The following is a 24,824-nucleotide window of genomic DNA, read 5'->3' on the forward strand; positions in this document are numbered from 1 at the left end:
CGCAGAAAACCACCAAGGGGAATCCAATGCGTAAGTCCATTCTCGGCCTCTCGGCCGTCGCTCTCGCTGCTCTGTCCGTCCCGGCACTCGCCCAGGACGAAGCTACGCCAGCGCTCACCGTCACCGGCAATGCAGCCGTAGTCAGCGACTATCGCTTCCGTGGCATTTCACAGACCGACAAGCGTTTCGCGCTGCAGGGCGGCATCACCGTCACCCATGAATCGGGCTTCTATGTCTCGACCTGGGGCTCGTCCATCGACGATTATGTGGCCGCTGGCAGCGATCAGGAACTCGACCTGATCGCAGGCTATTCGCGGACCTTCGGCGCCGCGACCGTCGATGTCGGCGTGCTCTATTATTACTATCCCGGTTCGGGCGGTGCGAACACCGACTTCGTTGAGCCCTACGCTTCGGTCAAGGGCACCTTCGGCCCGGCAACGGCCAAGCTCAGCGCCGCCTATGCACCCAAGTCGCGCGCCCTTTCGGTCGATGGCGGCCTGACCCGCGAAGACAATCTCTATGTCGCGGGCGACCTGTCGGCCAGCATTCCCAACACGCCACTGGGCGTTTCGGCGCATCTGGGCCACAGCTTCGGCCCCAGCTACCTGACCATCGGCAAGGAATATACCGACTGGAACATTGGCGCCACCTACACCTGGAGCCACCTGACCTTCGGCGTCAGCTATGTTGACACCGACAAGTCGCTCTACAGCCCCAGCGGCCGTAACATCAGCAAGGCTGGCGTAGTGGGTTCGATCACCGCCTCCTTCTGATTTCTTCGATTATTGAATGATGGGGCCGCGATCTCGATGATCGCGGCCTTTTTCGTGTCCGGAGTTATACGGGGTCGCGCACCTTCATTCGCCCGTTTATACAGGGCGCCATGTCCGCGTTCCTGCTGTTCCTGATCTTCGCCGCCACCGTCACCGCGATGGAGGGCTTTGCCTATGTCATGCACCGCTGGGTGATGCATGGGCCGGGCTGGTTCTTGCACGCCAGCCATCATCGTCCCCGCAACGGGATGTGGGAAGCGAACGACCTCTATTTCGTGATCTTCGCGCTCCCCTCGATCCTGCTGCTGCTGGGGGGCGTGCAATGGGGCTGGGGCGATTGGGCAACCGCCTGCGGCGCGGGGATCGCGGCTTACGGCCTCATCTATCTCGGCTTTCACGACATCCTCGTCCATCAGCGGATCACCCACCGGCATGTTTCCCGCTCTCCCTATATGAAGCGGATCGTTCAGGCGCACCGGTTGCATCATGCGGTCGAAACGCGTGCGGGCTGCGTCAGCTTCGGCTTCCTGGTCGCCCCACGGCCGGAAGAACTCAAAAGGCAACTGGCGCAGGGGGATCGGCGGAAGGGCGTGCGGAAGGCACGCGGGCTCATGGAAGCAGAGTGAGCAATCGGTTCGTTTCTGGCCCATTGGCAGCAACGGCGGCAAGCTGAATGGCACGCATCGGCCTTCTGGGCGGCTCCTTCAATCCGGCACATGGCGGCCATCGCGCAATCTCGCTGTTCGCTGCGAAGGCGCTGCGGCTGGACGAAGTCTGGTGGCTGGTTTCGCCGGGTAATCCGCTCAAGCCCCGTGCTGGCATGGCGTCCCTCGCCGCGCGCCTCGCCCATGCGCGCCATATCGCTCGACGCGCGCCGATTCGGCCCACCGCGATCGAGCAAGCGCTGGACACCCGATACACCGTCGATTCGCTTAAGATGATCAGGCACCGCTTCCCCCGCAATCAGTTTATCTGGCTGATGGGCGCGGACAATCTGGCCCAGTTCGGCCAGTGGAAAGATTGGCGCGGCATCGCGCGACAGATGCCCATTGCCGTAATCGCCCGGCCCGGCTATGATGGAGTTGCCCGTGGCTCTGGGGCCATGGCCTGGCTGCGGCGTTTCGTCCGGCCCGCGCGCCAGAGTGCAGACTGGACGGATTGGAGACCGCCGGCGCTTGTGCTTTTGCGCTTTCGCCCTGATCCAAGATCGGCGACCCTGCTGCGGCAGGCGAAACCCCTCTGGCATCGCGAATATGAACATGCACGCGTGCGCGATCCGCTCACGCGCCGGTTGATTGTCTAGAATGGAGCATTTTTGACCAGACCACATCCTGCCAACGACCCGGCTGATGCCGACAGCGTTGCCGCCCTGCACGACCTTGTCCTGAAATCGCTCGACGATGACCAGGCGCAGGAAACCATCTCCATCCCGCTTGAAGGCAAGAGCAGCATTGCCGACCATATGGTGATCGCCAGCGGGCGTTCATCGCGTCAGGTCGCGTCGATGGCGCAGAAGCTTGCCGAGCGCATCAAACAGGCCACCGGCCGATCCGCGCGCGTGGAGGGACTGCCGGTCGCTGACTGGGTGCTGATCGACGCGGGCGACGTGATCGTCCACCTGTTCCGGCCCGAAGTGCGCAGCTTCTACAATCTGGAACGGATGTGGGGCTTTGTCGACGCGCCGGTAGCTGGCACGGCCTGAAGGCTTCTGCTGCATCGGCTTCGTGTCGCCAATGCATGCAGACCTTCGACAAGCGTGCACTGACCCGTTAGGAGCGTGAGCCATGCTCCTCCACATCATCGCGCGCGGCAAGATCGGACGTTCGGCCGAAGCGGAACTGGTCGAACGTTACGTGAAGCGGCTGACCATGCCGCACAGGATCACCGAACTGCCCGACCGTGGCGGCAAGCTGCCGCCCGCTCCGACTGGCACGATCACCGTGATGCTCGACGAGAAGGGCCGCCAGCTCAGCTCCATGGACTTCGCCAAAAGGCTCGAAGGCTGGCGAGACCAGGGCGCGCGCGAATGCCGCTTCCTCATCGGCGCGGCGGACGGCTTTGACGACGAAGCCCGCGCCGGGGCCGACCTGCTGATCGCCTTTGGCGCGATGACCTGGCCACACATGATGGCTCGCGCCATGCTGGCCGAACAATTGTGGCGCGCCTGTTCCATCCTTTCGGGCCACCCCTATCATCGCGAAGGCTGATGCCGCCACCGCTCGACATGGATGGGCGTTTGCGCCTAGTCAGATATCGCCGGTCGCCAGCAGGACCGGCAGGGGGCAAGGGGTGAAAAGGTCAACAGCCTTCGCGGCGATCATCGGCGGCGTAGCGGTCATCGCCGCCGCGCGCCTGGCGGCGGCACCTCAAGCGGGCATCATCCTGGGCGGCACCGGCGAAACCAGCCTGCGTCAGGAACAGGCTGCGCTGAAGGCGGCCCGCATCCAGTCCGAACAAGCACGCGAACGCTCCCAGCGCTTGGAACAGCAGGCAACGGCCGCGCGGGACGAAGCCGAACAGGCGCGCCGCCGCGCCGCCGCCATGGCTGCCCGTATCCAGCAGGCCGAGGCCGATATTCAAGCGGCCCAAGCGCGTATCGCGATCATAGCGCGCATGCAGCGTTCGCAGGCGGCTCGGCTGGCGGCCAAGCAGGAGCCGGTTGTCCGCTTGACCGCCGCCCTTCAGATGATGGCGCGGCGGCCTTTGGCCCTGGCGCTGGTGCAGCCGGGGTCGCTGAGCGATGCCGTCCACATGCGCGCCGTGCTGGGACAGATATTGCCCGTCATTCAGGAGCGCACATCTGGCTTGCGCGCTGAACTGGAGCGCAGCCGCGCCTTGCGTGAGACAGCCGAGCAGGCCGCCGCTTCACTCGCGCAAAGCCAAGCCGATCTCCGCAATAGCCAAGCCGCTTTACGCACGTTGGAAACGCAAAAGCGGCTGGCGGAGAGGGACTATCGCTCCAACGCCAATCTGGAGAGTGACCGCGCGCTCGCCTTGGGCGAAAGAGCCCGCGACATCGTCGATCTGATGGATCGCCTCCAGGCCGCAGGCGATCTGCGGGAGGAACTGGCAGCACTCCCCGGCCCGCTGCTCCGGCCAGCGCGCCCCGACCTCGCCATGGCGCCTGCACAGGCAAGGCAGCGCAGTGCGGGCGGACCTCCACCCTATCGCTTGCCGGTGATGGGCCAGCTGGTCACCGGCATGGGTGAATTGTCGGAAAGCGGCGTCCGGTCGCGGGGCCTCACCATCGTCACCCAGTCGGGCGCGCTCGCCGTCGCACCTACGGCGGGGCGCGTCGTCTTCGCAGGGCCTTATCGCGGCTACGGCCAGATCATGATCCTCGATCATGGCGGCGGCTGGACCACATTGATCACCGGATTGCATCGGCTTTCCGCCGCCGTGGGCGATGATGTGCGACAGGGCGATCCGCTGGGGAACGCCGGAAGCGGGCGTCCGACCATCACGATCGAACTGCGTCGCAATGGCCGTCCGGTCGATATCGTGCCGTTGGTCGGGCTAGGCTGAAAGCGCTAGAGCGCGCTGCGTTTAATTGGACGCAGGCCGCGCGCCCTAGTTTTTTTTGTTTTCGCATCGTTTTAGGCGCAAAACCGGTTCCCACTTTTGCGCACGATGCTCTAGCGCCGCCAGCGCGCCCAGATGGCCGTCGGCAACTCCAGCCCTCTTGCTTCCTCGCGCACGGCCAATTCGCCCGCTTCGACCGTGCCCGGAAGGTCGGCAAAGGCCTGCTTCAGCAATTCCCCGATCGCCAGCGCGGACATGCGGACGGCATAAACGGTCAGGAACAGGAAGCGGCTGTCGGCATCCAGCAGGCGGCGGCAATCCGCGATCAGACGGGGCAGATCCTCTTCCAGCCTCCAGATTTCACCGTCCGGCCCACGGCCATATTTAGGCGGGTCGAGCAATATGCCGTCATAGCGCCGCTCTCGCCGGACCTCTCGGGCGACAAACTTCGCGGCATCGTCAACGATCCAGCGAACAGGGCGGTCTTCCATCCCCGACGCGGCGGCATTGGCCCGCGCCTGCGCCACCGACTTCTTCGACGCATCGACATGCACCATCTGCGCGCCGGTAGCCGACATCGCCAATGTGCCGACGCCGGTATAGCCGAACAGGTTCATGATCTGCGGCTGCTCCAGCCCGGCCGTCTGCTCGCGCATCCAGTTCCACACCGGCGCCATATCGGGAAAGAAGCCGAGATGCCGGAAAGGCGTGCAACTCGCCTGAAACGTCACCTCGTTCCAGCTGAGCGGCCAACCTTCAGCGGGCACCGGGCGATCATAGAACCAGCGCCCGCCGCCCTCTTCATCCGATCCCGGCACGAATTCGCCATCGGCCTGCCAGTCGGCACTCGCGGGCGCCCACATCGCCTGCGGCTCGGGTCGGATGAAACGATAACGGCCATAGCGTTCCAGCTTGCGGCCATGACCCGAATCGAGCAGGCCATAATCGGCCCACGGCTCACCGATGAGCGTGTCGAGCTTCATGCTCGCGGCGTAGCGCGCTCCGCGACATAGGCGGTGATCGCCTCAAAGGTCGCGGGCAGCTTGGCATAGGCTTCCTCTCGGGCGAACAGGTCACCCATGCGGGCAGGCAGAGGCGGACGAAGCCCGGTGGCGCGCTCCACGGCCTCGCGGAACTTGGCTGGATGCGCCGTCGCCAGCGTGACGATCGGAACGCCTGCCTCAACCTCCATCTCGCGCGCGGCGGCAAGGCCCACGGCGGTATGGGGGTCAATGACTTGCCCCGCCCCGTCAAAGGCCCAACGAATCGCCATGTTCATTGCGTCGCCATCGACGCGCGCCGAAGCGAACAGCTTCGCCGCGCCAGCCCGCTGCGCATTGGTCAGACGCATCGCCCGGCTGGTCTCAAATCCCTTCATCTGCTCGGCCAGCGCCGGGCCGCCACGGCCACCAGCGTCGAACAGCAGTCGTTCGAAATTCGAACTAATCTGGATATCCATGCTGGGCGTGGACGTCTGAACGACCTGGCCCTGGCTATAGTCACCATCCGCCAGCGCGCGGTGCAGAATGTCGTTGACGTTGGTCGCGACCATCAGCTTCGCAACGGGAAGGCCCATCTGCGCCGCGACATAACCAGCGAACACGTCACCGAAATTGCCGGTCGGCACTGAAAAGGCAATTTGCCGCTCGGGCGCGCCCAGTCTTACGGCGGCGTAGAAATAATAGACCACCTGCGCCATCAGCCGCGCCCAGTTGATGCTGTTCACCGCCGACAGATTGAACTTCTTCGAAAAGGCAGGGTCGTTGAACATCGCCTTCACGAGTGCCTGCGCGTCGTCGAAGCTGCCCTCGATCGCGATATTATGGACGTTGGGCGCGCGCACTGTGGTCATCTGGCGGCGCTGCACGTCGGACACGCGGCCTTCCGGGTGCAGCATGAAGATGTCGATCTTCTCGCGCCCTGCAACGGCGTCGATCGCCGCCGACCCGGTGTCGCCCGACGTCGCACCGACGATCGTCAGATGATCATCGCGGCGAGACAGGAACCGCTCGAACAGCTGCCCCAGCAATTGCAGCGCGACATCCTTGAACGCCAGGGTCGGGCCATGGAAAAGTTCGAGCAGCCAATGCTGGTGGTCCAGTTGAACCAGCGGCGTCACCGCGTTGTGGCTGAACCGGCCATAGGCGGCAGTGCACAGCTCGCGCAGTTCATCTTCGCTGAGCGAGCCCGCGACATAGGGGGCCATGACGCGGACGGCGGTTTCCACATAGGAAAGCCCGGCGAGCGCGCGTATGTCCGCCTCCGAAAAGCGCGGCCAGCTTTCCGGAACATAGAGGCCACCGTCGGACGCCAGCCCTGCCAGCGTCACATCCTCGAAACCCAGCGCAGGCGCGCTTCCCCTGGTGCTCACATATTGCATGATGGGGAAGCGCGGTAACGAGGCCGGAGCGTTGGAGCAAGCCTTTACGACGGATCGGCCGATGGAGGCATCCGCTTGCGAAGCGCAAGAACGTAGATAACCACGGCCACCGCCGCGAAGAAGAACCACTGGATGGCATAAGCGAGGTGATTGTTCGGAACGTCGTTGACGCTCGGCGGGGCGACCGGTTTCAACCCTTCCGGCGCGCGCTCCGCGATCAACATCGGCCGCAGCGGAAGGACATTGGCCGTGAACCGCGACAACAACGTCCGGTGATCAGGCTCTTCGGATATCCAGCCGGTGACCTGGCCGCCTTTCCAATTTGGCCTCAGGTCCGGCTGCTTGGCGACGCCCAAGGCAACGAGCGCTCCAGGCCCTTCTGCTCCGGTGGCGCATTGCGCGATATAGCGGTAGCCAACCGACCCATCGGCGGCCCGTCCCGCCTCCGTCTGCCAGCCAACGACATTCAGGCAATGAATGGAAGAACGCCGGAACAGCAGCACGGGCGGAACAGGTGGCATTTGCGGGAAGCTGACAGTCGGCTTGGCTGGATTGGCCGACGCAAGGGCCAGCATCGCCTCCTTCTCGCCGCGGCGCTGCAACTGCCAGATGCCAAGGGCGATCATGACCAGCACGGCGCCTGCCACGATAATGCTGGCAAAAAGGGGGACGCGACGCGCGGTCATAGCTTGACCGCCGACGATATGGTCGCCCCGGTCAAAGCGGACGGGCCGAGTTGCCGGCAGGCAGGCACGGCACTCGCATTCGGCAGCCGAACGCCGGGCAGAGAGAGGCTGGACGGCTGGAGAAGCACTGGTGTGGAAAGAAGCATAACGACAGGCATAATTATCTTCCGCCCAAAAGAAAACGGCCGGTTGTTACCGGCCGTTTGCTTGATGGATAAGACGCAGTCCTTAGCCGCCGTGCATCGGAGCGCCCCAGCCGCCCCACACATAGATGGCGACGAACAGGAACAGCCAGACGACGTCGACAAAGTGCCAGTACCAGGCAGCGGCCTCAAAACCGAAATGCTGGCGGGGAGTGAAGTGCCCCTTATAGACGCGGACCAGATTGACGATCAGGAAGATCGTACCGATCAGAACGTGGAAGCCGTGGAAGCCCGTCGCCATGTAGAAGGCCGAGCTGTAGGGGCTGCCGCCGAACGGGAACGGCGCATGCATATATTCATAGGCCTGGATCGAAGAGAAGAGCAGGCCGAGGATCACCGTCAGCCACAGGCCGGTTTTCAGACTCTCACGATCTCCATGAATGAGCGCGTGGTGCGCCCAGGTGACGGTCGTGCCCGAGCAGAGCAGGATCAGCGTGTTGAGCAGCGGCAGCTCAAACGCGTTCATCACCTCGATACCCTTGGACGGGAACAACCCTTCGATCGGAGCAAGTTGGCTGGGGAAGAGCGAGAAGTCGAAGAACGCCCAGAACCAGCCGACAAAGAACATGACTTCCGAAGCAATGAACAGGATCATCCCATAGCGCAGATGCAATTGCACCACCGGCGTATGGTCACCGGCATGCGCCTCTGCGATCACGTTCGCCCACCAGCTATACATGGTGAACAGCACGCCCGCGACGCCGATCAGGAATACCCAGCCACCGCCGGCAGGCATGGCATCAGGGTGCATCCACATGATCGCGCCGAGCGCCATTACCAGCGCCGACATGGACCCGAATAGCGGCCAGATGCTGGGCGGTAGAATATGATAATCGTGCTGCTTGGCGCCTGCCATGACGTACTCTTCCCTGTTCGCGTTCGCGTTATCGTGGATTGCCTTAGCTCGGCTTCTTGTCCTGCTCAACAGGATAGAAGGTGTAGCTTAGCGTAATTTGCTGAGTGTCCCTATTGTCGGGATCATTCAGTATTTTGGGATCAACATAATAAATCACCGGCATGCGGACCTGCTCGCCCGGCTGCAATGTCTGCTGGGTGAAGCAGAAACACTGAATCTTGGTGAAGTAGGCGCCAGACTGGATCGGCGTCACGTTGAAGCTGGCCGTGCCCGTAACAGGCTTGTCCGACATGTTCTTCGCGATGAAGATCGCCATGTCGCGCGCGCCAACGGTCACCGTATCCGTCCGATGTTCGGGATAGAATTGCCAGGGCATGCCAGGTTGAACGTTGGAATCGAACCGGATCGACATTGTATGGCCGATCGCAGGCTGCAACTTGACGTCAGCAGCAGCGCGCTGCGTCGTGCCGCCATATCCCGTCTGCTGGCAGAAAATCCGGTAGAGTGGGACCGATGCGAAACCGAGCCCAAGCATGGCCAATCCTACCCCCGTCATAGTGATGAGGGTGCGGCGGTTCCGGCGATCCCGATCAAAAGGCGACGGCGGCAAGCTGGCCATTATTGCCCCGCGCCAATCTTCACGATCGTGATCGCGTAAAAGAGAATTACGAGCGCCCCGAGCAGCAGCCCAGTGACAATGGCGCGCGACTTCTGCCGACTGCGTACCTGCTTTTCCTCCTCAGGCGTCATGCCAGCAACCAACGATCAATGACAACCGCTCCGAACAGAAGGAAAAGATAGAGGATCGAATATTTGAACAATCGGCGTTCAGGACCCATGCGGCTCGGATCCATTTCACGGCGCCGGTAAACCTGAAAGGCGAAGATCACGAACAGGCCCGTACCGAACAGAGCGGTGAGACCGTAAATCAGACCCGTAAGGCGAAGCAGAATGGGTGCCATCGCCGCGGCGGCCATGATTGCGGTGTACAACCATATCTGACGGCGCGTAGCAACTTCACCTGATACGACGGGCAACATCGGGATGTTTGCCGCAGCATAGTCGGTCTTCACGAACAGCGCGAGTGCCCAGAAATGCGGCGGCGTCCAGAAGAAGGTGAGCATGAAAAGCGCCACCGGGAGGGCGCCGACGTCACCTGTGACTGCAGCCCAGCCAATAACGGGAGGAAAGGCCCCCGCAGCACCGCCGATGACGATGTTCTGTGTTGTCCGGGGCTTGAGCCAAATAGTGTAAATGAAAACATAGAAAAGAATCGACACCGCCAGGATGGCAGAGGCGAGCCAATTCGTCGCCACGCCCATCAGCAGGACCGAGAAGAAGGAAAGGCCGACGCCGAAATGAAGCGCCGACTGCCGGTCCATACGGCCAGCGGGCAGTGGACGGTTGGCGGTCCGCTTCATCTTTGCGTCAATATCCGCCTCATACCATTGGTTGAGCGCCGCCGCTGCGCCAGCGCCCAGCGCTATGCACAGGATGGCAGTGAAGGCGAGTACGGGATGGATTTGACCGGGCGCCGCGAGCAGCCCGCAAAGACCGGTGAAAACGACCAATGTCATCACGCGCGGCTTGGTCAACGCGACAAAGTCGCGCCAGTGCGCGGGAATCGTGGAAGCGGCGCTCCCGGTCATGAACGGCGAACTTGCCATATGCTCCTCATGCGGCAGCCCGGCACCATCACAGGCGCCGGGGCTGCTAACTGCGGGTCGGCGATATTCGTCGCCACCCGGCATCCTGCTGGATGCATTCTTTTCGCCGATCGTCAGTCGATGACCGGCAATGTTTCGAACTGGTGGAATGGCGGCGGGCTGGGCAGCGTCCATTCCAGCGTCGTTGCCCCTTCACCCCACGGATTGCCTTCTGCCTTCTTGCCGAAAGCAAGCGACCAGAAGACGTTCACGAAGAAGATCAACACGCCCACGGCCATGATCTCATATCCATGGCTCGCCACGCTGTTCCAGTAGGCAAAGGCTTCCGGATAATCGGGATAGCGGCGGGGCATGCCCGACAGGCCGAGGAAGTGCATGGGGAAGAACAGCAGGTTCACGCCCACGAAGAACACCCAGAAGTGGAGGTGGCCGAGGAATTCGCTGTACATGCGGCCCGACATCTTCGGGAACCAATAGTAGAAGCCCGCGAAGAGACCGAAAACGGCGCCCAGCGACAACACATAATGGAAGTGGGCAACAACATAATAGGTGTCGTGCAGCACGTCATCGACCCCGCCATTTGCCAGGACCACGCCGGTAACACCGCCCACGGTGAACAGGAAGATGAAGCCAAGCGCCCAGACCATCGGGGTCTTATAGCTGATCGAACCGCCCCAGATCGTCGCGATCCACGAGAAGATCTTGATGCCGGTTGGAACGGCAATAACCATCGTCGCAGCCGTGAAGTACATCTTCACGTTCACCGACATGCCGGTGGTGAACATATGGTGCGCCCAGACGACGAACCCGACGACGCCAATCGCGACCATGGCATATGCCATGCCGAGGTAGCCGAACACCGGCTTACGGCTGAAGGTCGAGATGATCTGGCTGACGATACCAAAACCCGGCAGGATCATGATGTACACTTCAGGGTGCCCAAAGAACCAGAAAAGATGCTGGTAAAGCTCCGGATCGCCACCCCCGGCGGCATCGTAGAAAGTGGTGCCGAAGTTACGATCGGTCAGCAGCATGGTGATAGCGGCCGCAAGAACCGGCAGCGCGAGCAGCAGGAGGAAGGCGGTGACCAAAACCGACCATACGAACAACGGCATCTTGTGCAGGGTCATGCCCGGCGCGCGCATGTTCAGGATGGTGGTGATGAAGTTGACGGCACCCAGAATAGAGCTGGCGCCCGCGATGTGCAGCGACAGGATAGCCATATCCACAGCTGGCCCCGCAGAACCGCTGGTCGAGAGCGGAGCATAGACCGTCCAGCCCGTGCCCGCGCCATTACCCGTACCACCAGGAACGAATGTCGAACCGAGCAGCAGAGAAAAAGCGGGGATCAGCAGCCAGAAGCTAATATTGTTCATGCGCGGGAAGGCCATGTCCGGCGCACCGATCATGATCGGCACGAACCAGTTACCAAAGCCACCGATGATGGCGGGCATGACCATGAAAAAGACCATGATCAGACCGTGCGCGGTGATCAGCACGTTCCAGAGGTGATAGGCCTGGTCCATCGTGGCCGAAGGACCATCAGTCATCTGGGCCCAAGTGTGGAGATACTGAATGCCGGGCTGCGCAAGCTCAGCACGCATCAGACCCGAAATCGCGCCGCCGATCACGCCGGCAAGGATCGCGAAGATCAGATAGAGAGTGCCGATGTCCTTGTGGTTCGTCGACATGAACCAGCGCTGGAAGAAGGCTGGCTTGTGATCGGCGTCATGATGATCATGAGCATGATCGCCGTGATGATCTGCAGTAATCGTGGTCATGGCGTTATGCCCTTACATCAAAGCTTTTCGGCGGGAGCGGCGGCAGGCGCTGCGGGAGCGGCAGCCGTAGCTGCTGCGTCAGCGCCCCTAAGCTTGCCGCCCTGCGAGAGAACCCACTGGTCAAACTGGGCAGGAGGCAGCGCCTCGATCGCGATCGGCATGAACCCGTGACGCGCGCCGCACAGTTCAGAACACTGCCCGTAATAGACGCCCGGCTTCTCAATGGTGAAGGTCTTCTCATTGAGACGGCCAGGAACAGCGTCCATCTTCACCCAGAGCGACGGGACCGCAAAGGCGTGGATCACGTCAGCACCGGTGATGATCAGCTTGATCGGGCGGCCAGCAGGAAGAACCATGCGGTTGTCAGGCGCGAGCAGATAAGGCTCGCCATTCGCCTCGGCCTTTTCCCTGGGAAGCATGTTCGAGACATATTCAGGAATGCCGTTGTCGGGATATTCATACCCCCAATACCACTGGTAGCCGGTGACCTTCACGGTCAGCGCATCCTTGGGCGCGGGCTTGTACTGGTCAGCCAGCAGGCCGATCGAGGGCACCGCGATAACAAGGAGGATCACTACCGGAACCACGGTCCAGATCACTTCGATCAGCGTATTGTGCGATGTTTTCGACGGCACCGGATTGGCGCTGCGGCGGAAGCGGATCATCACATAGAGCATCAGGAGGGCCACGAAGACCGAAATGATCGTGATAAGCGGCAGAAGCAGCACGTCGTGCAACCAGCGAGCGGTATGACCCGTGGGGGTGAACTGTTCCTGCAGTGTGATCTCGCCGGGGCGCGGCATGCCGATGCCTTCGGTCGGCTTCATGCGGGGCGGCGCGGCAACCTTGGCCGCAGGCGCAGCCTCGGCAGCGGCCGCATTGGCGCCCGAGTCGGCCGGTGCGGCGGCATTGCCCGCAGCGGCGGCTGCGACGGCGGCATTGTCCTGCGCCAGCGCCTGACTGTTCAACACCGCAGCTGGCGCAAAGGCCAGCAACCCGGCGAGAACGAGCGATTTCACCATTTTCATAAGCGTCTTCTTACCCCGTAACCCCTTGGCGCCGCTGCAACGAAGGCGCGCGCATGCGCATCCCCCTCCGCCCGGTCGGTCTGCCGCGGCTTATAGGCATGGTTTTTTCCTGCCTCAAGCGGGCAGGAGCAGATTTTCTTCGCTGTTGCAACGCCCCGGTCGTCCGCCTATCTCGCACCTCGCGCGCAGGGGCGCGTTCATGGGCATTACCCATGTTAGAAATTGATGTGCAGATGGCCCCGAAAATAGGCCTGGGCATGTACTGATGGATCGAAGAACCGGATGACCGACGAGGAAGTACTGGCAGAATTCAGGGCCGCAGGAGCGCTGCTGGAGGGACATTTCATTCTGTCCTCGGGCCGCCGTAGCGCCAATTACCTGCAATGCGCGCGGGTATTGATGAACGCCGAACGCGCAGGCGGCCTCGCGCGCGCAGTCGTGCAGAAGCTGCCCCGCGAACTGCGGCAGGACATCGACCTTGTCGTCTCGCCCGCCATGGGCGGCCTTATCATCGGCCATGAAGTCGGGCGCGCGCTCGACAAGGATGCCGTATTCCTGGAACGGCCCGAGGGAAAATTCGAGCTGCGGCGCGGCTTCGCCATAACGCCCGGCCAAAAAGTGCTGATGGTCGAAGACGTCGTTACGACCGGGCTGTCGTCGCGCCAAGCGATCGAAGCGGTGGAGGCCGAAGGCGGCATCGTTGTCGCCGAGGTGGCGCTGGTCGACCGATCCGCAGGAGAAGTGGATCTGGGCGTCCCCTTCTACCCGCTCGTCAGCATCAATTTCCCTGTATATGAAGCAGATGATGTCCCGCCGGAACTAGCGGCCATCCCCGCCATCAAACCTGGAAGCCGGAAACAATAGGCATCATGCAGCAAACTCCCGCCCACCTGCGCCTGGGTGTCAACATCGACCATGTTGCCACCATCCGGAATGCGCGGGGGGGAGAACATCCTGATCCCGTCAAGGCGGCGTTGCTGGCCGTGAAGGCGGGGGCCGATGGCATCACCGCGCACCTGCGCGAGGATCGGCGGCACATCCGGGACGAGGATATCGCCACGCTGATGGCGGCTCTTAAGGTTCCGCTGAACCTTGAAATGGCCGCAACGCGGGAGATGCTGGACATTGCGTTGAAGCATCGCCCGCACGCGGCATGCATCGTGCCTGAAAAGCGCGAGGAGCGGACGACCGAGGGCGGTCTGGATGCCGCCGGGCAGATCGAGGCGCTGCGACCGATCGTCGGCGCGCTGGGGGACGCGGGGATTCGCGTCAGCCTTTTCATCGAACCTGATCCGGCGCAAATCGAGGCAGCGATGCGCCTAGGCGCGCCGGTGGTGGAGTTTCACACTGGGCGCTATGCGCATATTTCCGGCTCAGCGCGCGCTGAAGAGTTGCGGCGCATCTCCGATGCTGCTGCGCTTGCGGCCAAAAATGGTATCGAACCCCATGCTGGTCATGGCCTCACTTTCGACAATGTAGGCCCGGTGGCGGCAATTCCGCAGGTGGCCGAACTCAACATCGGCCACTTCCTGATTGGCGAGGCCATTTTCAGCGGGTTGGAAAGCAGCATCCGCGAAATGCGGCGGCAGATGGACCTGGCGCGTTGATCATCGGCCTCGGCTCCGACCTATGCAACATCGAGCGGATCCAAAATTCGCTCGATCGCTTTGGCGAGCGGTTCGAGCAGCGCGTTTTCACCGAAGTCGAACGCGCCAAGGCAAACCGCCGACCGTTCACCAAGGCCGGGACGCTCGCCAAGCGTTTCGCCGCCAAGGAAGCCTTTTCCAAAGCAGTGGGGACGGGCTTTAATCGTGGCGTGTTCATGAAGGACATCGGCGTCGTCAATCGCCCCGGCGGCGCACCGACGCTCGAGCTGACCGGCGGCGCGCTCGCACAGCTTCAAACAATGCTGCCCGATGGACACAAGGCGGTCATTCACGTCACGCTAACCGATGATCATCCATGGGCGCAGGCATTCGTCATCCTTGAGGCCCAGCCCCAGTGACCACGGCACCACCAGCATCCGAGAAGCCATCCATGACGGCAGCCGACATGAGCGAGAACGACCCGCTTTCCACAGAAGAACCGGCGGCGGCACCGCCAGCGCGGACAGACAAGAGTGCGATCGACTGGTGGCATGAGGTGAAGAGCATCGCGCTTCTGATTCTGGCGGTCCTGGCCTTTCACAGCTTCGTCGCCAAACCTTTCTACATCCCGAGCGAGTCCATGATGCCGGTGCTGCTGAAGGGCGACCGGCTGGTGGTCAGCAAATTCCCTTATGGCTGGTCCTATGTTTCGCCCAGTTTCCACCCCCTGCCCTTTCTGAAGGGTCGCATTTTCGGCCACCTGCCTGAGCGTGGCGACATCGTCATCGTGTCGCCGCATAATCGGCGGGAGGACTATATCAAGCGGGTGATCGGCCTGCCGGGCGACATCATCGAGGTCCGGGGCGGACAGGTCATCCTGAACGGCACCGCTGCTCCCCAGAAGGCAATCAAGCCGGCACTGATCCCGATCGATGGCAACGCCCCCTGTTCCCCCACCCAGTTCCCTGGCGCCCGCATCACGGGGGCGGACGGACGAGAATATTGTCAGTTGCCTGTCCGGCAGGAAATCCTGCCCAATGGCAAAAGCTATGTAACGATCGACATGGGGCCGAGTGCGCTGGACTGGTATGGTCCGGTGCGCGTTCCACGCGACCATGTCTTCCTGATGGGTGACAACAGGGACAATAGCGCCGACAGCCGCGCGCCGCTTGAGGAGAACGGCCTTGGAGGACCTGTCCCTTGGGAAGCGATTGGCGGACGGGCGGAGTTCATTACTTTTTCGCTCGACGGCAATTCCAGCTGGAATCCCGTTACCTGGATTCACGCGCTGCGTAGTGGCCGGGCGGGGAACAGCTTACGCCCGGAGAGCGTTCCACCCCCGAAATAATACATCTGCAAAGGGGCTGGTGATTGAGCGGGAAACACGTCCACATTGAGCAACCGGGTCCGAGTGAACTGCGCAGCCCGCTCGTTCAGCATGAGATAAAGCGCGCGGGCGTGTGGATCGCCATGGCGGTCGCCGTCGCACTGTTGGCATTGCTCGCGCAACCGATCATGCTCATCCTTGGAGCGCTGGTCCTGACCAGCATGATGGACGGCGGCACGCGGCTACTCGGCCGAGTCTTGCCGATCGGCCGAGGCTGGCGCCTTACGATCGTGCTCCTCTCCGCCCTGCTGTTCCTGGCTTATACATTCTACCTGACAGGCGCGAGTTTGGCCGCGCAGGCGCAGGCCATGCGCACGATCGTGGAGACTCAGGTCACCCGCATCGGTGGCTGGATGCAGCAAATGGGCGTGACGACGACACCCAATGATTTCAAGAGCCTGGCGACGCAGGCTTTCAATTCAATCGGTCGGGTCACTGCGGCGGTCGGCACCGTCATGGGTGCCGTGACCAGCGGCGTAATGATGCTGGTGCTCGCGATTTTCATTGCGGTGGAGCCGCGTCTCTATGAGCGCGGCGTCGCTTGGATGCTCCCCATGAGCAGCCGCCTCAGCTTTTACAATGTCATCGACAGGATGGGTTGGACGCTACGCCGTTTGATGTTCGGTCGGCTGATTGGCATGGCGGTAGAGGGCGTTGGAACTTGGCTGCTGTTGCTCGCGGGGGGTGTCCCAATGGCTGGCCTGCTGGGAATCCTGACCGGGCTGTTTGCTTTTCTGCCGAACATCGGGTCGATCATATCGGGCGTATTGATCGTGCTCGTCGGATTTTCGGCGGGGGTGGACGCCGGGATCTACGCCTTTTTCGTGTATCTAGTAGTGCAGATCGTCGATGGTTACCTGATCGTTCCCATGGTGGCGAAGCGGGCAACCGACCTTGCCCCCGCGCTGGTCCTGGCCGCGCAGATATTGTTCGGCGCGCTGTTTGGAATAATGGGCCTGTTCCTGGCCGACCCGATCGTGGCGATGATCAAGGTCTATCTGGAGGAACGGTCCAAGGCGATGAACGATGGTCCCGAATCAAAGGGGATCGTCGTCACCGAATAAAAAAAGGGTCCGAAAACCGGACCCTTCTATTCTTTACATTTCGGCGATGCGATCAGCGGCTGGGAAGCGGCGGAGGGGCCGCGCCCTGCTGCATCATCTGCTGCATCCGCATGATGTCTGCCTTAGACTTGAAATCGTGCAATTGAACATCGAAGACCAGCACGGAATTGGCGGGGATAGGTCCAGCCGCCTGCTCGCCATAGCCGAGCTGCGGCGGAATCCACAGACGGTACTTGCCGCCCTTCTTCATCTTCTGCAGACCTTCGGAAAAGCCCGGCACAACGCCATCGACCGGCATCGCGGTCTGGGCATTTTCGTCGAAGACAGTGCCGTCGAGCAAAGTGCCCTTATATCCAACCAGCGCCACGTCCGCTGCGGTGGGGCTGGGGCCAGTGCCCTCTTCCAGAACCTTGTACTGGAGGCCCGATTCGGTCGTGACTACACCTTCCTCCCCGGCATTGCGGGCGAGGTAGCTGGCAGGCGAAGGCTCGACCCCGCGCTGCCCGGCCCAGGCCAAGCCACCCGCGGCGATCGCCACGGCGGCAACACCGATCCAGAGACGCGTCAGCGACCCCTTGGCGATGGGACGAAGGGGAACAGCGGTCGTGGACATGGACCTAAGCCTCGCAGATGCGGATGATCAGCAGAAAGAGGCGGAGAACCGCCGCCCCTTAAAAACGAACGTCTTAACGAACGCCGTCACGCTCAGCGCGCTTGCGCTCCAGCTTGCGCGCGCGGCGAACCGCAGCGGCCTTTTCGCGGGCGCGCTTTTCCGAGGGCTTTTCGTAGTGACGGCGCAGCTTCATCTCGCGATACACGCCCTCACGCTGCAGCTTCTTCTTGAGCGCGCGCAGGGCCTGGTCGACATTGTTGTCGCGAACGATGATTTGCATAATCCAGTCAAACTCCAGTCGAAAACGGGCGGTTCGTCAGGAAAAAAAACCCTTCCCGACGGGCCTACCGAAAGTAATAGCGATGAGTCGTCGCAGGGCAGCCTGCGCCGTGTGGGGCGCGCCCTACCAGCAGAGTCGGCCAAATTCAACCCCAAAGCCGTTTCGCTCGACAGCAGCGCCGCCGGGGAGGATAGTTACGGCGACAGGGTATAGGAGGACCACCATGGCAACCGCCGCTTCCGCTGATGACATGCCCATCGAAGAATGGAAAGCGCGCCAGCAACTTGCTGCATGCTACCGCATATTTGACCACATGGGATGGTCAGAACTTATCTACAATCATATCACGCTGCGCGTGCCCGGCGACGACAGCGCGTTCCTGATCAACCCGTTCGGCTTGCTTTATTCCGAGGTGACGGCGTCCAACCTCGTCAAGATCGACATTGACGGGCACATATTGGACGGCAGTCCCTATCCAGTGAACCGCGCCGGTTTTACCCAGCACAGCGTCTTCCACCGCCACCTACCCGACGCCCACTGCGTCATCCATACACACACGACCGCCGCCATGGCGGTCAGCGCGACACAGGAGGGGCTGCGTCCCACCAATTTCTATGCCGCCGCCTTTGCCGGGCGAATCGCTTATCACGATTTTGAAGGCATCACCCTGCGCCCCGAAGAAGGCGAGAGGCTGATCGCCAATCTCGGCGACCGGCGGCTAATGATGCTGCGCAACCACGGTACGTTGGTCATGGCGGACACCCTTCCCAAGGCATTCCTCATGCATTGGATGCTTCAGCGCGCCTGCGAGATACAGGTAGCTACGGGTTCAGCGGGAACCCCGGTCGACATTCCGGACGAAGTGATTGCCGTACATCAACGCGATATCAGCGGCGTGCAGTTGCCGACTGGGCCGGGCGTTCCTGATTTTGAGGCAATGGTTCGGTTGATCGATCGGATCGATCCAGGATGGAAAAACTGATGTCCGACTGAACGCGATTCGCAATCTGGATCAAGGACAAGCGGAGAAAAAGAACATACCATGAACTTATGACTGCCCTTTCCATTCCGCAGAAGCTGAAAATCCTCGCCGACGCGGCCAAATATGATGCATCATGCGCATCCTCCGGAACGAAGAAGCGCGATAGCCTGTCAGGGCAGATGGGCGGCTTGGGTTCGACCGAAGGCATGGGCATCTGCCATGCCTACGCACCTGACGGACGATGCATATCGCTGCTCAAGATTTTGCTGACGAACAGTTGTATCTTTGATTGCCACTATTGCATCAATCGCCGGTCGAGCGACGTTCGCCGGGCGCGCTTCACTGTGGGCGAAGTGGTCGAACTGACGCTGAGCTTTTACCGGCGCAATTATATCGAGGGACTTTTCCTGTCCTCCGGGATCATACGATCGCCCGATTATACGATGGAACAGCTGGTGGGCGTTGCCCGAGCGTTGCGGGAAGAGCATGACTTTCGCGGTTATATTCATCTCAAGACGATCCCTGATGCCGATCCGGAACTGACGCATCAGGCCGGTCTTTTTGCTGACCGGCTGTCGCTCAATGTCGAGATGCCGACCGAGCAGGGGCTTCGGCGACTGGCGCCCGAAAAGGATGGAACACGGATCGAAGGCGCGATGAGCGGGCTGCGCACAGCCATCGAAGATACGCGCGATGCGAGAAAGCGCTACCGCCACGCGCCGCGATTTGCTCCCGCAGGACAATCCACGCAGATGATCATAGGGGCCGACGGAGCAGATGACCGGGCCATCATCCGGCGTGCGCGATCTCTATATGACCGCCATGCTCTACGGCGCGTCTATTACAGCGCCTTTTCGCCTATTCCCTCGCCGAGCAGCGTCCTTCCGTTAAAGCGTCCTCCACTGCTGCGCGAACACCGCCTGTATCAGTCGGACTGGATGATGCGCTTTTATGGCTTTTCAGTGGATGATCTTGATCAAGCGACCGACCCCGCAACGGGGCATTTGCCTCTCGACATTGATCCCAAGCTGGCCTGGGCCTTGCGACACCGGGCCATATTCCCGGTAGATGTGAACCACGCGCCGCGTGAGATGTTGCTGCGCGTGCCGGGCCTGGGCGTAAAGGCCGTCGATCGCATATTGGCGAACCGCAGGGTCCGCCGCCTTCGGCTGGACGATGTCGCGCGCGTGACAAATTCGATTGCCAAGCTGCGGCCCTTTTTGGTCGCCAGCGATTGGAGGCCGGTTCACCTCACCGACAAGGCAGACCTTCAACGGCAGCTCACCCCTCCCCCTTCGCAACTGGAGCTTTTCGACTGACGACAGGTTTTCCTTATTGATAAGTGCGGCACTTCGTGATTTCTTGAGATTCAATAAAAGTCGAGGGGAAGGCGCTGGTGGCAACGGCATTCAACAATGATTCCGCACGATCTCATGGTGGGCGGTATGCCAAGCGCATGAGCAGCCATCTGGCTATTGCGCTTGTTGTTTTTTGCCTTCTTCAAATTGGCATCGTCGCCAGGATGGGCGGCTCGCTGGTGCTACACCTCGCCCTGATCATCGCAATCGGCGGCTTTGCAATGGTGGCGAGGGACATGGAACGCCGGTGGGAATTACTGGATGAGAGTGGCCTGTCGATGTCGGGCCTGGACCTTCGCTTTCGCAGAGATGTGGCACAGGTGTGGCTGATGAGCATCGCCAGCAGCCTGCTATGGATTCCCGTCGCCATCATCTTCCGCTTCCTGTTCGGCTGAACCAGCGGACCCAAAGCTCCTCGCCTTTCGTTGTGCCCTCTAAATCAAGAGGAGCACATCATGGCCAATGCCACGATTTTCGACAAACTGAAGCAAGATCATGACGCCCATCGCCAGCTGTTTGAGAAAATGGCTGACGCGAAGGAGGATAATGATCGGCTGGAGAAGCTGTTCGAGCAGTTCCGTGTGGAAGTCACCGCACATGCGGCGGCGGAGGAAGAAACGCTATATGCAACGATGCTCGCCCGTCCCGACCTGCGCGAAGATGCACAGCATAGTGTAGCCGAGCATAAGGAAATCGACGATTATCTGGAGGAGCTGCAGGAGCAGCCCTTCAACGGCCCTGAATGGCAGGAAACCTTCGCCAACCTGAAGAAGCGTTATCTCCACCATATCGAGGAGGAGGAAGAGGAGATGTTTCCCGATGCGGCTGCGGAATTGACGGATGAAGAGGAACTGAAACTCGCCGCCACCTTTGCCCGGCGCAAGCCCGCCGAACTGGAGCGAGCGGAAGCGTCCGATTAATTTCCCATGTATCAGGTGCTGCTGAGCAGGCCGGATGATTTCGACGGGTGGCGCGATGCCGCCCGTCGCTTCGCTTTGGCTGATGTGCCTGCTCAGGATATTGATTGGCGGGTCGAGGGAGAAGGCGGGTCACTGCTGGCCTTCGATCCGCCGCCTTCGGAAAATGGTGGCGGAGCATTTTCAGTGCCGCGCGCCTTTCTGGACTTGGCCGAAAGCGCAATACTGCATCAGGATGAAGAGCGCTTTGCCTTGCTCTACGCCCTTTTGATCGAGGTGCGGCAAATCCCCGCACGCCTGGACGATAAAGCCGATCCCCTGGTCCGCCGTGTCGAGATGCTAGCAAAAGCGGTTCGGCGCGACATGCATAAGATGCGCGCCTTTGTCCGATTCCGCGAAATGCAGGATGATGACGGAGCCCGTTTCATCGCCTGGTTCGAGCCTGATCATCATATCGTCCGCGCGAATGCCGGGTTTTTCGTGCGACGTTTCGCCTCGATGCACTGGTCGATCCTGACGCCCGAACTCGGTATCCATTGGGATGGCGAAAGGTTGGAAGAAAGTCCCGGCGCTTCAAAGGCAGATGCGCCGGGCGGCGACCCGGTCGAAGAAATCTGGAAAAGCTATTATGCTGCGACATTCAACCCCGCCCGGCTCAAGCAGCGGGCCATGTTGTCCGAGATGCCCAAGAAATACTGGCGCAACCTGCCGGAGGCGGCCCTTATCCCCGACCTTGTTGCCGGGGCACAGGCACGGGAAGCGGCCATGATCGCCACTCCACCCAAAATACCTGCCCGCGCCAGCAACGCGGCTGCCGCTTGGACGAGATTGCGCGAGGAGGCGATGGGCTGCACCCGCTGCCACCTTTATTGTGACGCCACGCAGACTGTGTTCGGCGAAGGCCCCATCGATGCGCCCCTGGTTCTCGTGGGGGAACAGCCGGGCGATCAGGAAGATATTGCCGGGCGCCCCTTCGTAGGCCCGGCGGGCCAGTTGCTGGACCAAGCGTTAGAGGAAGCCCGGATCGATCGCGCGAGCGTCTATGTCACGAACGCCGTCAAGCATTTCAAGCATGAGCGGCGGGGCAAGAGGCGCATTCACCAGACGCCTGACACGCCCGAGATTGCTGCCTGCCGCTGGTGGCTGGATCAGGAATTGGACCTCGTTCGCCCGCGCGTCGTCGTCGCTCTGGGCGCAACTGCCGCGCGTGCCATATTGGGCAAGGCCGTGACGATCAGCCGCACGCGAGGCGCGCCGATTCCACTGGAAAACAGCACCGAAGCTTGGGTGACCGTGCATCCGAGTTTCCTGCTGCGCATACCCGATGAAGCACGGAAGGCGGCCGAGCGAGCGCGCTTTGTCGCAGATTTGCGAGAGATAGGAGAGCGGGTAAGGACGTTAAGCCGATGATCATTGCTTGACCGACGATCGTGCCCCGGCAACATCGCCGATGTTCATGCCGGAGGATTTTAGCGCTTCATGTCCATCGCCTATCTCAATGGCCAGTTCCTGCCGCTCGCCGAAGCGCAGGTCTCGGTGCTGGATCGCGGCTTTCTGTTCGCCGAGGCCGTTTATGAGGTGACGGCCGTCCTTGATGGCAGACTGATTGACAGCGCGTCGCATCTGGTGCGGCTTGAACGTTCGGCGGCCGCGATAGGGCTTAGCCTTCCCGTGTCCCTTGCCGAGATTGAAGCGGTGCAGAAGGAACTGGCGGCGCGCAATGATCTCGAAGAGGGCTTGATCTATCTGCAGCTGACGCGGGGCGCCGACGCAGGGCGCGACTTCCTGCCATCATCGGCTTTGCAGCCAACGCTTGTGATGTTCACGCAGGCCAAGCGCTTTCTCGATTCTCCCGCTGTGCAGAACGGCATTGCGGTTGTCACGACACCCGACCTGCGGTGGGCGCGGCGCGATATCAAGAGTGTCGGTCTGCTGGCTCAAGCGATGGCAAAACAGATCGCGGCCGAGGCCGGGGCACAGGAAGCCTGGATGGTGGAACACGGCTTCATAACCGAAGGCGCCTCTTCCACGGCCTTTCTGGTCACGGATGAAGGCATCATCACCCGCCCTTATTCGCAGGTCGTGCTTGCCGGATGCACCGGCGCCGCACTGACCGCTCTGGCCGAAGAAAGCGGCCTAAATGTTGTCCATCGCCCCTTTTCCGTGGCGGAAGCCAAGGAAGCCCGCGAAGCCTTCATCACCAGTGCATCGACACTCTGCCAAGCGGTCGTGCGTATCGACGGGACCAAGATCGGCGATGGCACCCCCGGCCCGGTCGCCACCCGGCTACGCCAACTCTACATCGATTTCGCACGCCGGACGGCGGTCTGAAGCGACAACCTGGGATAACAACATCCATTTTGGATGGGTTGCCTCTTCTCCATCGCCTCCCGCCATTTCGGCGAAAAGCCAAACCATTTTGGCGACAGCGAGGGCCGAGCGTCGTGAATTCGGGTGGGTCAGCAGGATTATCGGTCAATAAAGGGAAGCTGGCATGTCCGATCCGGAGGAAAGAGCAGGCACGCCGCCGCAATATTGCGATAGGTTCGGAACAAAGCAGGGACAGGAGTAACAGGTGGAAATGGATCGCCCCCGGACTGAATTTGGATCCAGCAGCGAGGAAATCTATGGGATGAGAGACCCTCGCGCGGGACTCCTCATTCTGGCGGACGACGTCTTTCTGGACGATGTCGCAGGATTGGCAAAGGCCGCCCAGTTCCGGCTCCTCGATATAGTGCCGCTGGATCAGGCAATGCTTCGGCTCGACATGCAGGTGGGGTGCGACGTTATCCTGTTCTTCTGCACAAACCCGTCCGCATTGCTCGAGCGACTGTTGGTGCAGGTGGAGACGTTGGCGGTTCAGAATGACATGTCGGTCATCCTGGTTGCCGGTCTCGACACAATCGATCTTGCCTTCGCCTGCATGCGGAGCGACCGCACGCAACTGCTCTGCACGCCGGATCACACCGACCTCGCCGCCGCTTTGCTGACTGCCGGGGGAACGACGCCGCAGCGCACGGTTCATGAGGTCAATCAGGAAAGCGAGGGCGTCCGCCTGCAACAGCTGAGCGAAGAGGTCAGCCGCCTTGCGCGGACGCTGGAGGCGCTGACATCGCGACCGCGCCACGCGACCCCCTCCTTCGCATTGGGGCCTCGCATTTCGGATCGGGCAAGCGACTATATCGGCATGCCGACCGTGGAGACGATAGGTAATCAGCCAGCCGTTACCGACGAAGCAGCGCTGGGTGCCGCGCAGGTGCGGGACATGCTGCGCGCGCGGCGGTTGCGTGAGGATTTCCTGCCCGGCGAACTGTTTGCCGATCCGGCATGGGACATGCTGCTGGATCTACTGGCCGCGCGTCTGGAGCAGGAACGCGTTTCCGTTTCCAGCCTGTGCATCGCGTCGGCAGTGCCGCCCACCACGGCGCTGCGCTGGATTCGGACGCTGACAGACAAGGGCATCGTGCATCGGCAGGCCGACCCGCATGATGGCCGCCGTGTGTTCATCGCCCTTGCGGAAGAGACGGCCCAAGCCCTTACACGCTGGTTCATGGCCAGCCGCCGTTTTCTTTGCGCGTGACAAGGTCGTCATCAACGCTTGACCCGCGCGCTGATTGGCCTAGATAGGCGCGCTCCGGCTGCACCGGCATGGATGCGGTATCGGGCGATTAGCTCAGTTGGTAGAGCGTCTCGTTTACACCGAGAATGTCGGCGGTTCGAGCCCGTCATCGCCCACCATCC

At 61.5% G+C, this 24,824-nt stretch carries 29 protein-coding genes and 1 tRNA gene; 19 read left to right on the forward strand and 11 right to left on the reverse strand.

Going from position 1 to position 24,824, the window contains the following annotated elements:
• Positions 1 to 26 precede the first annotated feature (26 nt).
• The 6 genes from ACZ51H_RS09930 to ACZ51H_RS09955 all read left to right on the forward strand — a co-directional run bounded on the left by ACZ51H_RS09930 (position 27) and on the right by ACZ51H_RS09955 (position 4,298).
• Positions 27 to 773 carry a TorF family putative porin gene (locus ACZ51H_RS09930; protein ID WP_460986862.1) on the forward strand — a complete coding sequence of 249 codons (747 nt, stop codon included), beginning with the start codon at positions 27 to 29 and terminating at the stop codon, positions 771 to 773.
• Between the two features lie 110 nt (positions 774 to 883).
• A complete protein-coding gene (locus ACZ51H_RS09935; protein ID WP_460986863.1) occupies positions 884 to 1,399 on the forward strand; it encodes a sterol desaturase family protein in 516 nt (171 codons plus the stop codon).
• Positions 1,400 to 1,446: 47 nt separating this feature from the next.
• Positions 1,447 to 2,076, forward strand: a complete 630-nt coding sequence (locus ACZ51H_RS09940) for a nicotinate-nucleotide adenylyltransferase (RefSeq protein ID WP_460986864.1) — start codon at positions 1,447 to 1,449, stop codon at positions 2,074 to 2,076.
• Positions 2,077 to 2,088: 12 nt separating this feature from the next.
• Positions 2,089 to 2,475: a ribosome silencing factor gene (gene rsfS / locus ACZ51H_RS09945; RefSeq protein WP_449474303.1), complete on the forward strand. Its 387-nt coding sequence runs from the start codon at positions 2,089 to 2,091 to the stop codon at positions 2,473 to 2,475.
• Between the two features lie 82 nt (positions 2,476 to 2,557).
• The gene (locus ACZ51H_RS09950; protein ID WP_196224688.1) at positions 2,558 to 2,980 is read left to right on the forward strand and encodes a 23S rRNA (pseudouridine(1915)-N(3))-methyltransferase RlmH; all 423 of its coding nucleotides are present in this window, start codon (positions 2,558 to 2,560) and stop codon (positions 2,978 to 2,980) included.
• An 82-nt stretch (positions 2,981 to 3,062) separates the two neighbouring features.
• Entirely contained in the window at positions 3,063 to 4,298 is a 1,236-nt protein-coding gene (locus tag ACZ51H_RS09955; protein WP_464801725.1) for a murein hydrolase activator EnvC family protein, read from the forward strand.
• A 110-nt stretch (positions 4,299 to 4,408) separates the two neighbouring features.
• Here the strand turns inward: ACZ51H_RS09955 and ACZ51H_RS09960 are convergent, their stop codons facing one another.
• From ACZ51H_RS09960 to coxB, 9 genes are all read right to left on the reverse strand, one after another.
• Positions 4,409 to 5,278 carry a class I SAM-dependent methyltransferase gene (locus tag ACZ51H_RS09960; RefSeq protein WP_464771387.1) on the reverse strand — a complete coding sequence of 290 codons (870 nt, stop codon included), beginning with the start codon at positions 5,276 to 5,278 and terminating at the stop codon, positions 4,409 to 4,411.
• A complete protein-coding gene (thrC, locus tag ACZ51H_RS09965; protein WP_464793812.1) occupies positions 5,275 to 6,675 on the reverse strand; it encodes a threonine synthase in 1,401 nt (466 codons plus the stop codon). Before thrC ends, ACZ51H_RS09960 begins: the two co-directional genes overlap by 4 nt.
• Before the next feature lie 44 nt (positions 6,676 to 6,719).
• Positions 6,720 to 7,361 carry an SURF1 family protein gene (locus ACZ51H_RS09970; protein ID WP_460986869.1) on the reverse strand — a complete coding sequence of 214 codons (642 nt, stop codon included), beginning with the start codon at positions 7,359 to 7,361 and terminating at the stop codon, positions 6,720 to 6,722.
• A 228-nt stretch (positions 7,362 to 7,589) separates the two neighbouring features.
• Positions 7,590 to 8,420, reverse strand: coding sequence for a cytochrome c oxidase subunit 3 (locus tag ACZ51H_RS09975; RefSeq protein ID WP_449474314.1), 831 nt, complete (start codon positions 8,418 to 8,420; stop codon positions 7,590 to 7,592).
• 43 nt (positions 8,421 to 8,463) lie between these two features.
• Positions 8,464 to 9,039 (reverse strand): cytochrome c oxidase assembly protein, encoded by a 576-nt coding sequence (locus tag ACZ51H_RS09980; protein WP_449474315.1) that lies wholly within the window; start codon positions 9,037 to 9,039, stop codon positions 8,464 to 8,466.
• A complete protein-coding gene (locus ACZ51H_RS09985) occupies positions 9,039 to 9,170 on the reverse strand; it encodes a hypothetical protein (RefSeq protein ID WP_268934763.1) in 132 nt (43 codons plus the stop codon). The genes ACZ51H_RS09980 and ACZ51H_RS09985 overlap by 1 nt, the downstream gene beginning before the upstream one ends.
• A complete protein-coding gene (locus ACZ51H_RS09990; RefSeq protein WP_464795094.1) occupies positions 9,167 to 10,087 on the reverse strand; it encodes a heme o synthase in 921 nt (306 codons plus the stop codon). Before ACZ51H_RS09990 ends, ACZ51H_RS09985 begins: the two co-directional genes overlap by 4 nt.
• A 113-nt stretch (positions 10,088 to 10,200) precedes the next feature.
• Positions 10,201 to 11,868 (reverse strand): cytochrome c oxidase subunit I, encoded by a 1,668-nt coding sequence (gene ctaD / locus ACZ51H_RS09995; RefSeq protein ID WP_196224696.1) that lies wholly within the window; start codon positions 11,866 to 11,868, stop codon positions 10,201 to 10,203.
• A 17-nt stretch (positions 11,869 to 11,885) separates the two neighbouring features.
• The gene (gene coxB, locus ACZ51H_RS10000; protein WP_449474317.1) at positions 11,886 to 12,896 is read right to left on the reverse strand and encodes a cytochrome c oxidase subunit II; all 1,011 of its coding nucleotides are present in this window, start codon (positions 12,894 to 12,896) and stop codon (positions 11,886 to 11,888) included.
• Positions 12,897 to 13,178: 282 nt separating this feature from the next.
• On the opposite strand from coxB, the gene pyrE reads away from it, so the two are divergent.
• The 5 genes from pyrE to ACZ51H_RS10025 are packed head-to-tail and all read left to right on the forward strand — an operon-like array spanning position 13,179 to position 16,933.
• The gene (gene pyrE, locus ACZ51H_RS10005; RefSeq protein ID WP_449474318.1) at positions 13,179 to 13,760 is read left to right on the forward strand and encodes an orotate phosphoribosyltransferase; all 582 of its coding nucleotides are present in this window, start codon (positions 13,179 to 13,181) and stop codon (positions 13,758 to 13,760) included.
• A 5-nt stretch (positions 13,761 to 13,765) separates the two neighbouring features.
• On the forward strand, positions 13,766 to 14,503 hold the full coding sequence (locus tag ACZ51H_RS10010; protein WP_464771388.1) for a pyridoxine 5'-phosphate synthase: 738 nt from the start codon (positions 13,766 to 13,768) through the stop codon (positions 14,501 to 14,503).
• The gene (gene acpS / locus ACZ51H_RS10015) at positions 14,500 to 14,901 is read left to right on the forward strand and encodes a holo-ACP synthase (protein ID WP_196224700.1); all 402 of its coding nucleotides are present in this window, start codon (positions 14,500 to 14,502) and stop codon (positions 14,899 to 14,901) included. Before ACZ51H_RS10010 ends, acpS begins: the two co-directional genes overlap by 4 nt.
• Before the next feature lie 32 nt (positions 14,902 to 14,933).
• Positions 14,934 to 15,830: a signal peptidase I gene (gene lepB, locus ACZ51H_RS10020; protein ID WP_464801726.1), complete on the forward strand. Its 897-nt coding sequence runs from the start codon at positions 14,934 to 14,936 to the stop codon at positions 15,828 to 15,830.
• A 23-nt stretch (positions 15,831 to 15,853) separates the two neighbouring features.
• Entirely contained in the window at positions 15,854 to 16,933 is a 1,080-nt protein-coding gene (locus ACZ51H_RS10025) for an AI-2E family transporter (protein ID WP_464801727.1), read from the forward strand.
• A gap of 52 nt (positions 16,934 to 16,985) precedes the next feature.
• Here ACZ51H_RS10025 and ACZ51H_RS10030 read toward each other — a convergent pair whose 3' ends face one another.
• Both ACZ51H_RS10030 and rpsU read right to left on the reverse strand, forming a co-directional pair.
• Entirely contained in the window at positions 16,986 to 17,546 is a 561-nt protein-coding gene (locus tag ACZ51H_RS10030) for an FKBP-type peptidyl-prolyl cis-trans isomerase (RefSeq protein WP_464801728.1), read from the reverse strand.
• A gap of 73 nt (positions 17,547 to 17,619) precedes the next feature.
• Positions 17,620 to 17,826 carry a 30S ribosomal protein S21 gene (rpsU, locus tag ACZ51H_RS10035; RefSeq protein WP_004208618.1) on the reverse strand — a complete coding sequence of 69 codons (207 nt, stop codon included), beginning with the start codon at positions 17,824 to 17,826 and terminating at the stop codon, positions 17,620 to 17,622.
• A 223-nt stretch (positions 17,827 to 18,049) separates the two neighbouring features.
• Between rpsU and ACZ51H_RS10040 the strand changes: the two genes are divergently transcribed.
• The 8 genes from ACZ51H_RS10040 (at position 18,050) to ACZ51H_RS10075 (ending at position 24,821) form a co-directional block, all read left to right on the forward strand.
• Positions 18,050 to 18,808 carry a class II aldolase/adducin family protein gene (locus tag ACZ51H_RS10040; RefSeq protein WP_464801729.1) on the forward strand — a complete coding sequence of 253 codons (759 nt, stop codon included), beginning with the start codon at positions 18,050 to 18,052 and terminating at the stop codon, positions 18,806 to 18,808.
• A gap of 68 nt (positions 18,809 to 18,876) precedes the next feature.
• Positions 18,877 to 20,127 (forward strand): putative DNA modification/repair radical SAM protein, encoded by a 1,251-nt coding sequence (locus ACZ51H_RS10045; RefSeq protein ID WP_464801730.1) that lies wholly within the window; start codon positions 18,877 to 18,879, stop codon positions 20,125 to 20,127.
• A 77-nt stretch (positions 20,128 to 20,204) separates the two neighbouring features.
• Entirely contained in the window at positions 20,205 to 20,561 is a 357-nt protein-coding gene (locus ACZ51H_RS10050) for a hypothetical protein (protein WP_464801731.1), read from the forward strand.
• A gap of 60 nt (positions 20,562 to 20,621) precedes the next feature.
• On the forward strand, positions 20,622 to 21,086 hold the full coding sequence (locus ACZ51H_RS10055; RefSeq protein ID WP_464801732.1) for a hemerythrin domain-containing protein: 465 nt from the start codon (positions 20,622 to 20,624) through the stop codon (positions 21,084 to 21,086).
• Positions 21,087 to 21,092: 6 nt separating this feature from the next.
• The gene (locus ACZ51H_RS10060) at positions 21,093 to 22,493 is read left to right on the forward strand and encodes a UdgX family uracil-DNA binding protein (RefSeq protein ID WP_464801733.1); all 1,401 of its coding nucleotides are present in this window, start codon (positions 21,093 to 21,095) and stop codon (positions 22,491 to 22,493) included.
• Between the two features lie 69 nt (positions 22,494 to 22,562).
• A complete protein-coding gene (locus ACZ51H_RS10065) occupies positions 22,563 to 23,414 on the forward strand; it encodes a D-amino-acid transaminase (RefSeq protein ID WP_464801734.1) in 852 nt (283 codons plus the stop codon).
• 301 nt (positions 23,415 to 23,715) lie between these two features.
• Positions 23,716 to 24,663 carry a MarR family transcriptional regulator gene (locus ACZ51H_RS10070; protein ID WP_460986879.1) on the forward strand — a complete coding sequence of 316 codons (948 nt, stop codon included), beginning with the start codon at positions 23,716 to 23,718 and terminating at the stop codon, positions 24,661 to 24,663.
• Positions 24,664 to 24,745: 82 nt separating this feature from the next.
• Positions 24,746 to 24,821, forward strand: a tRNA-Val gene (locus ACZ51H_RS10075).
• The last annotated feature ends 3 nt before the right edge of the window (positions 24,822 to 24,824 follow it).

The organism is Sphingobium sp. TomMM15 (genome assembly GCF_055397045.1).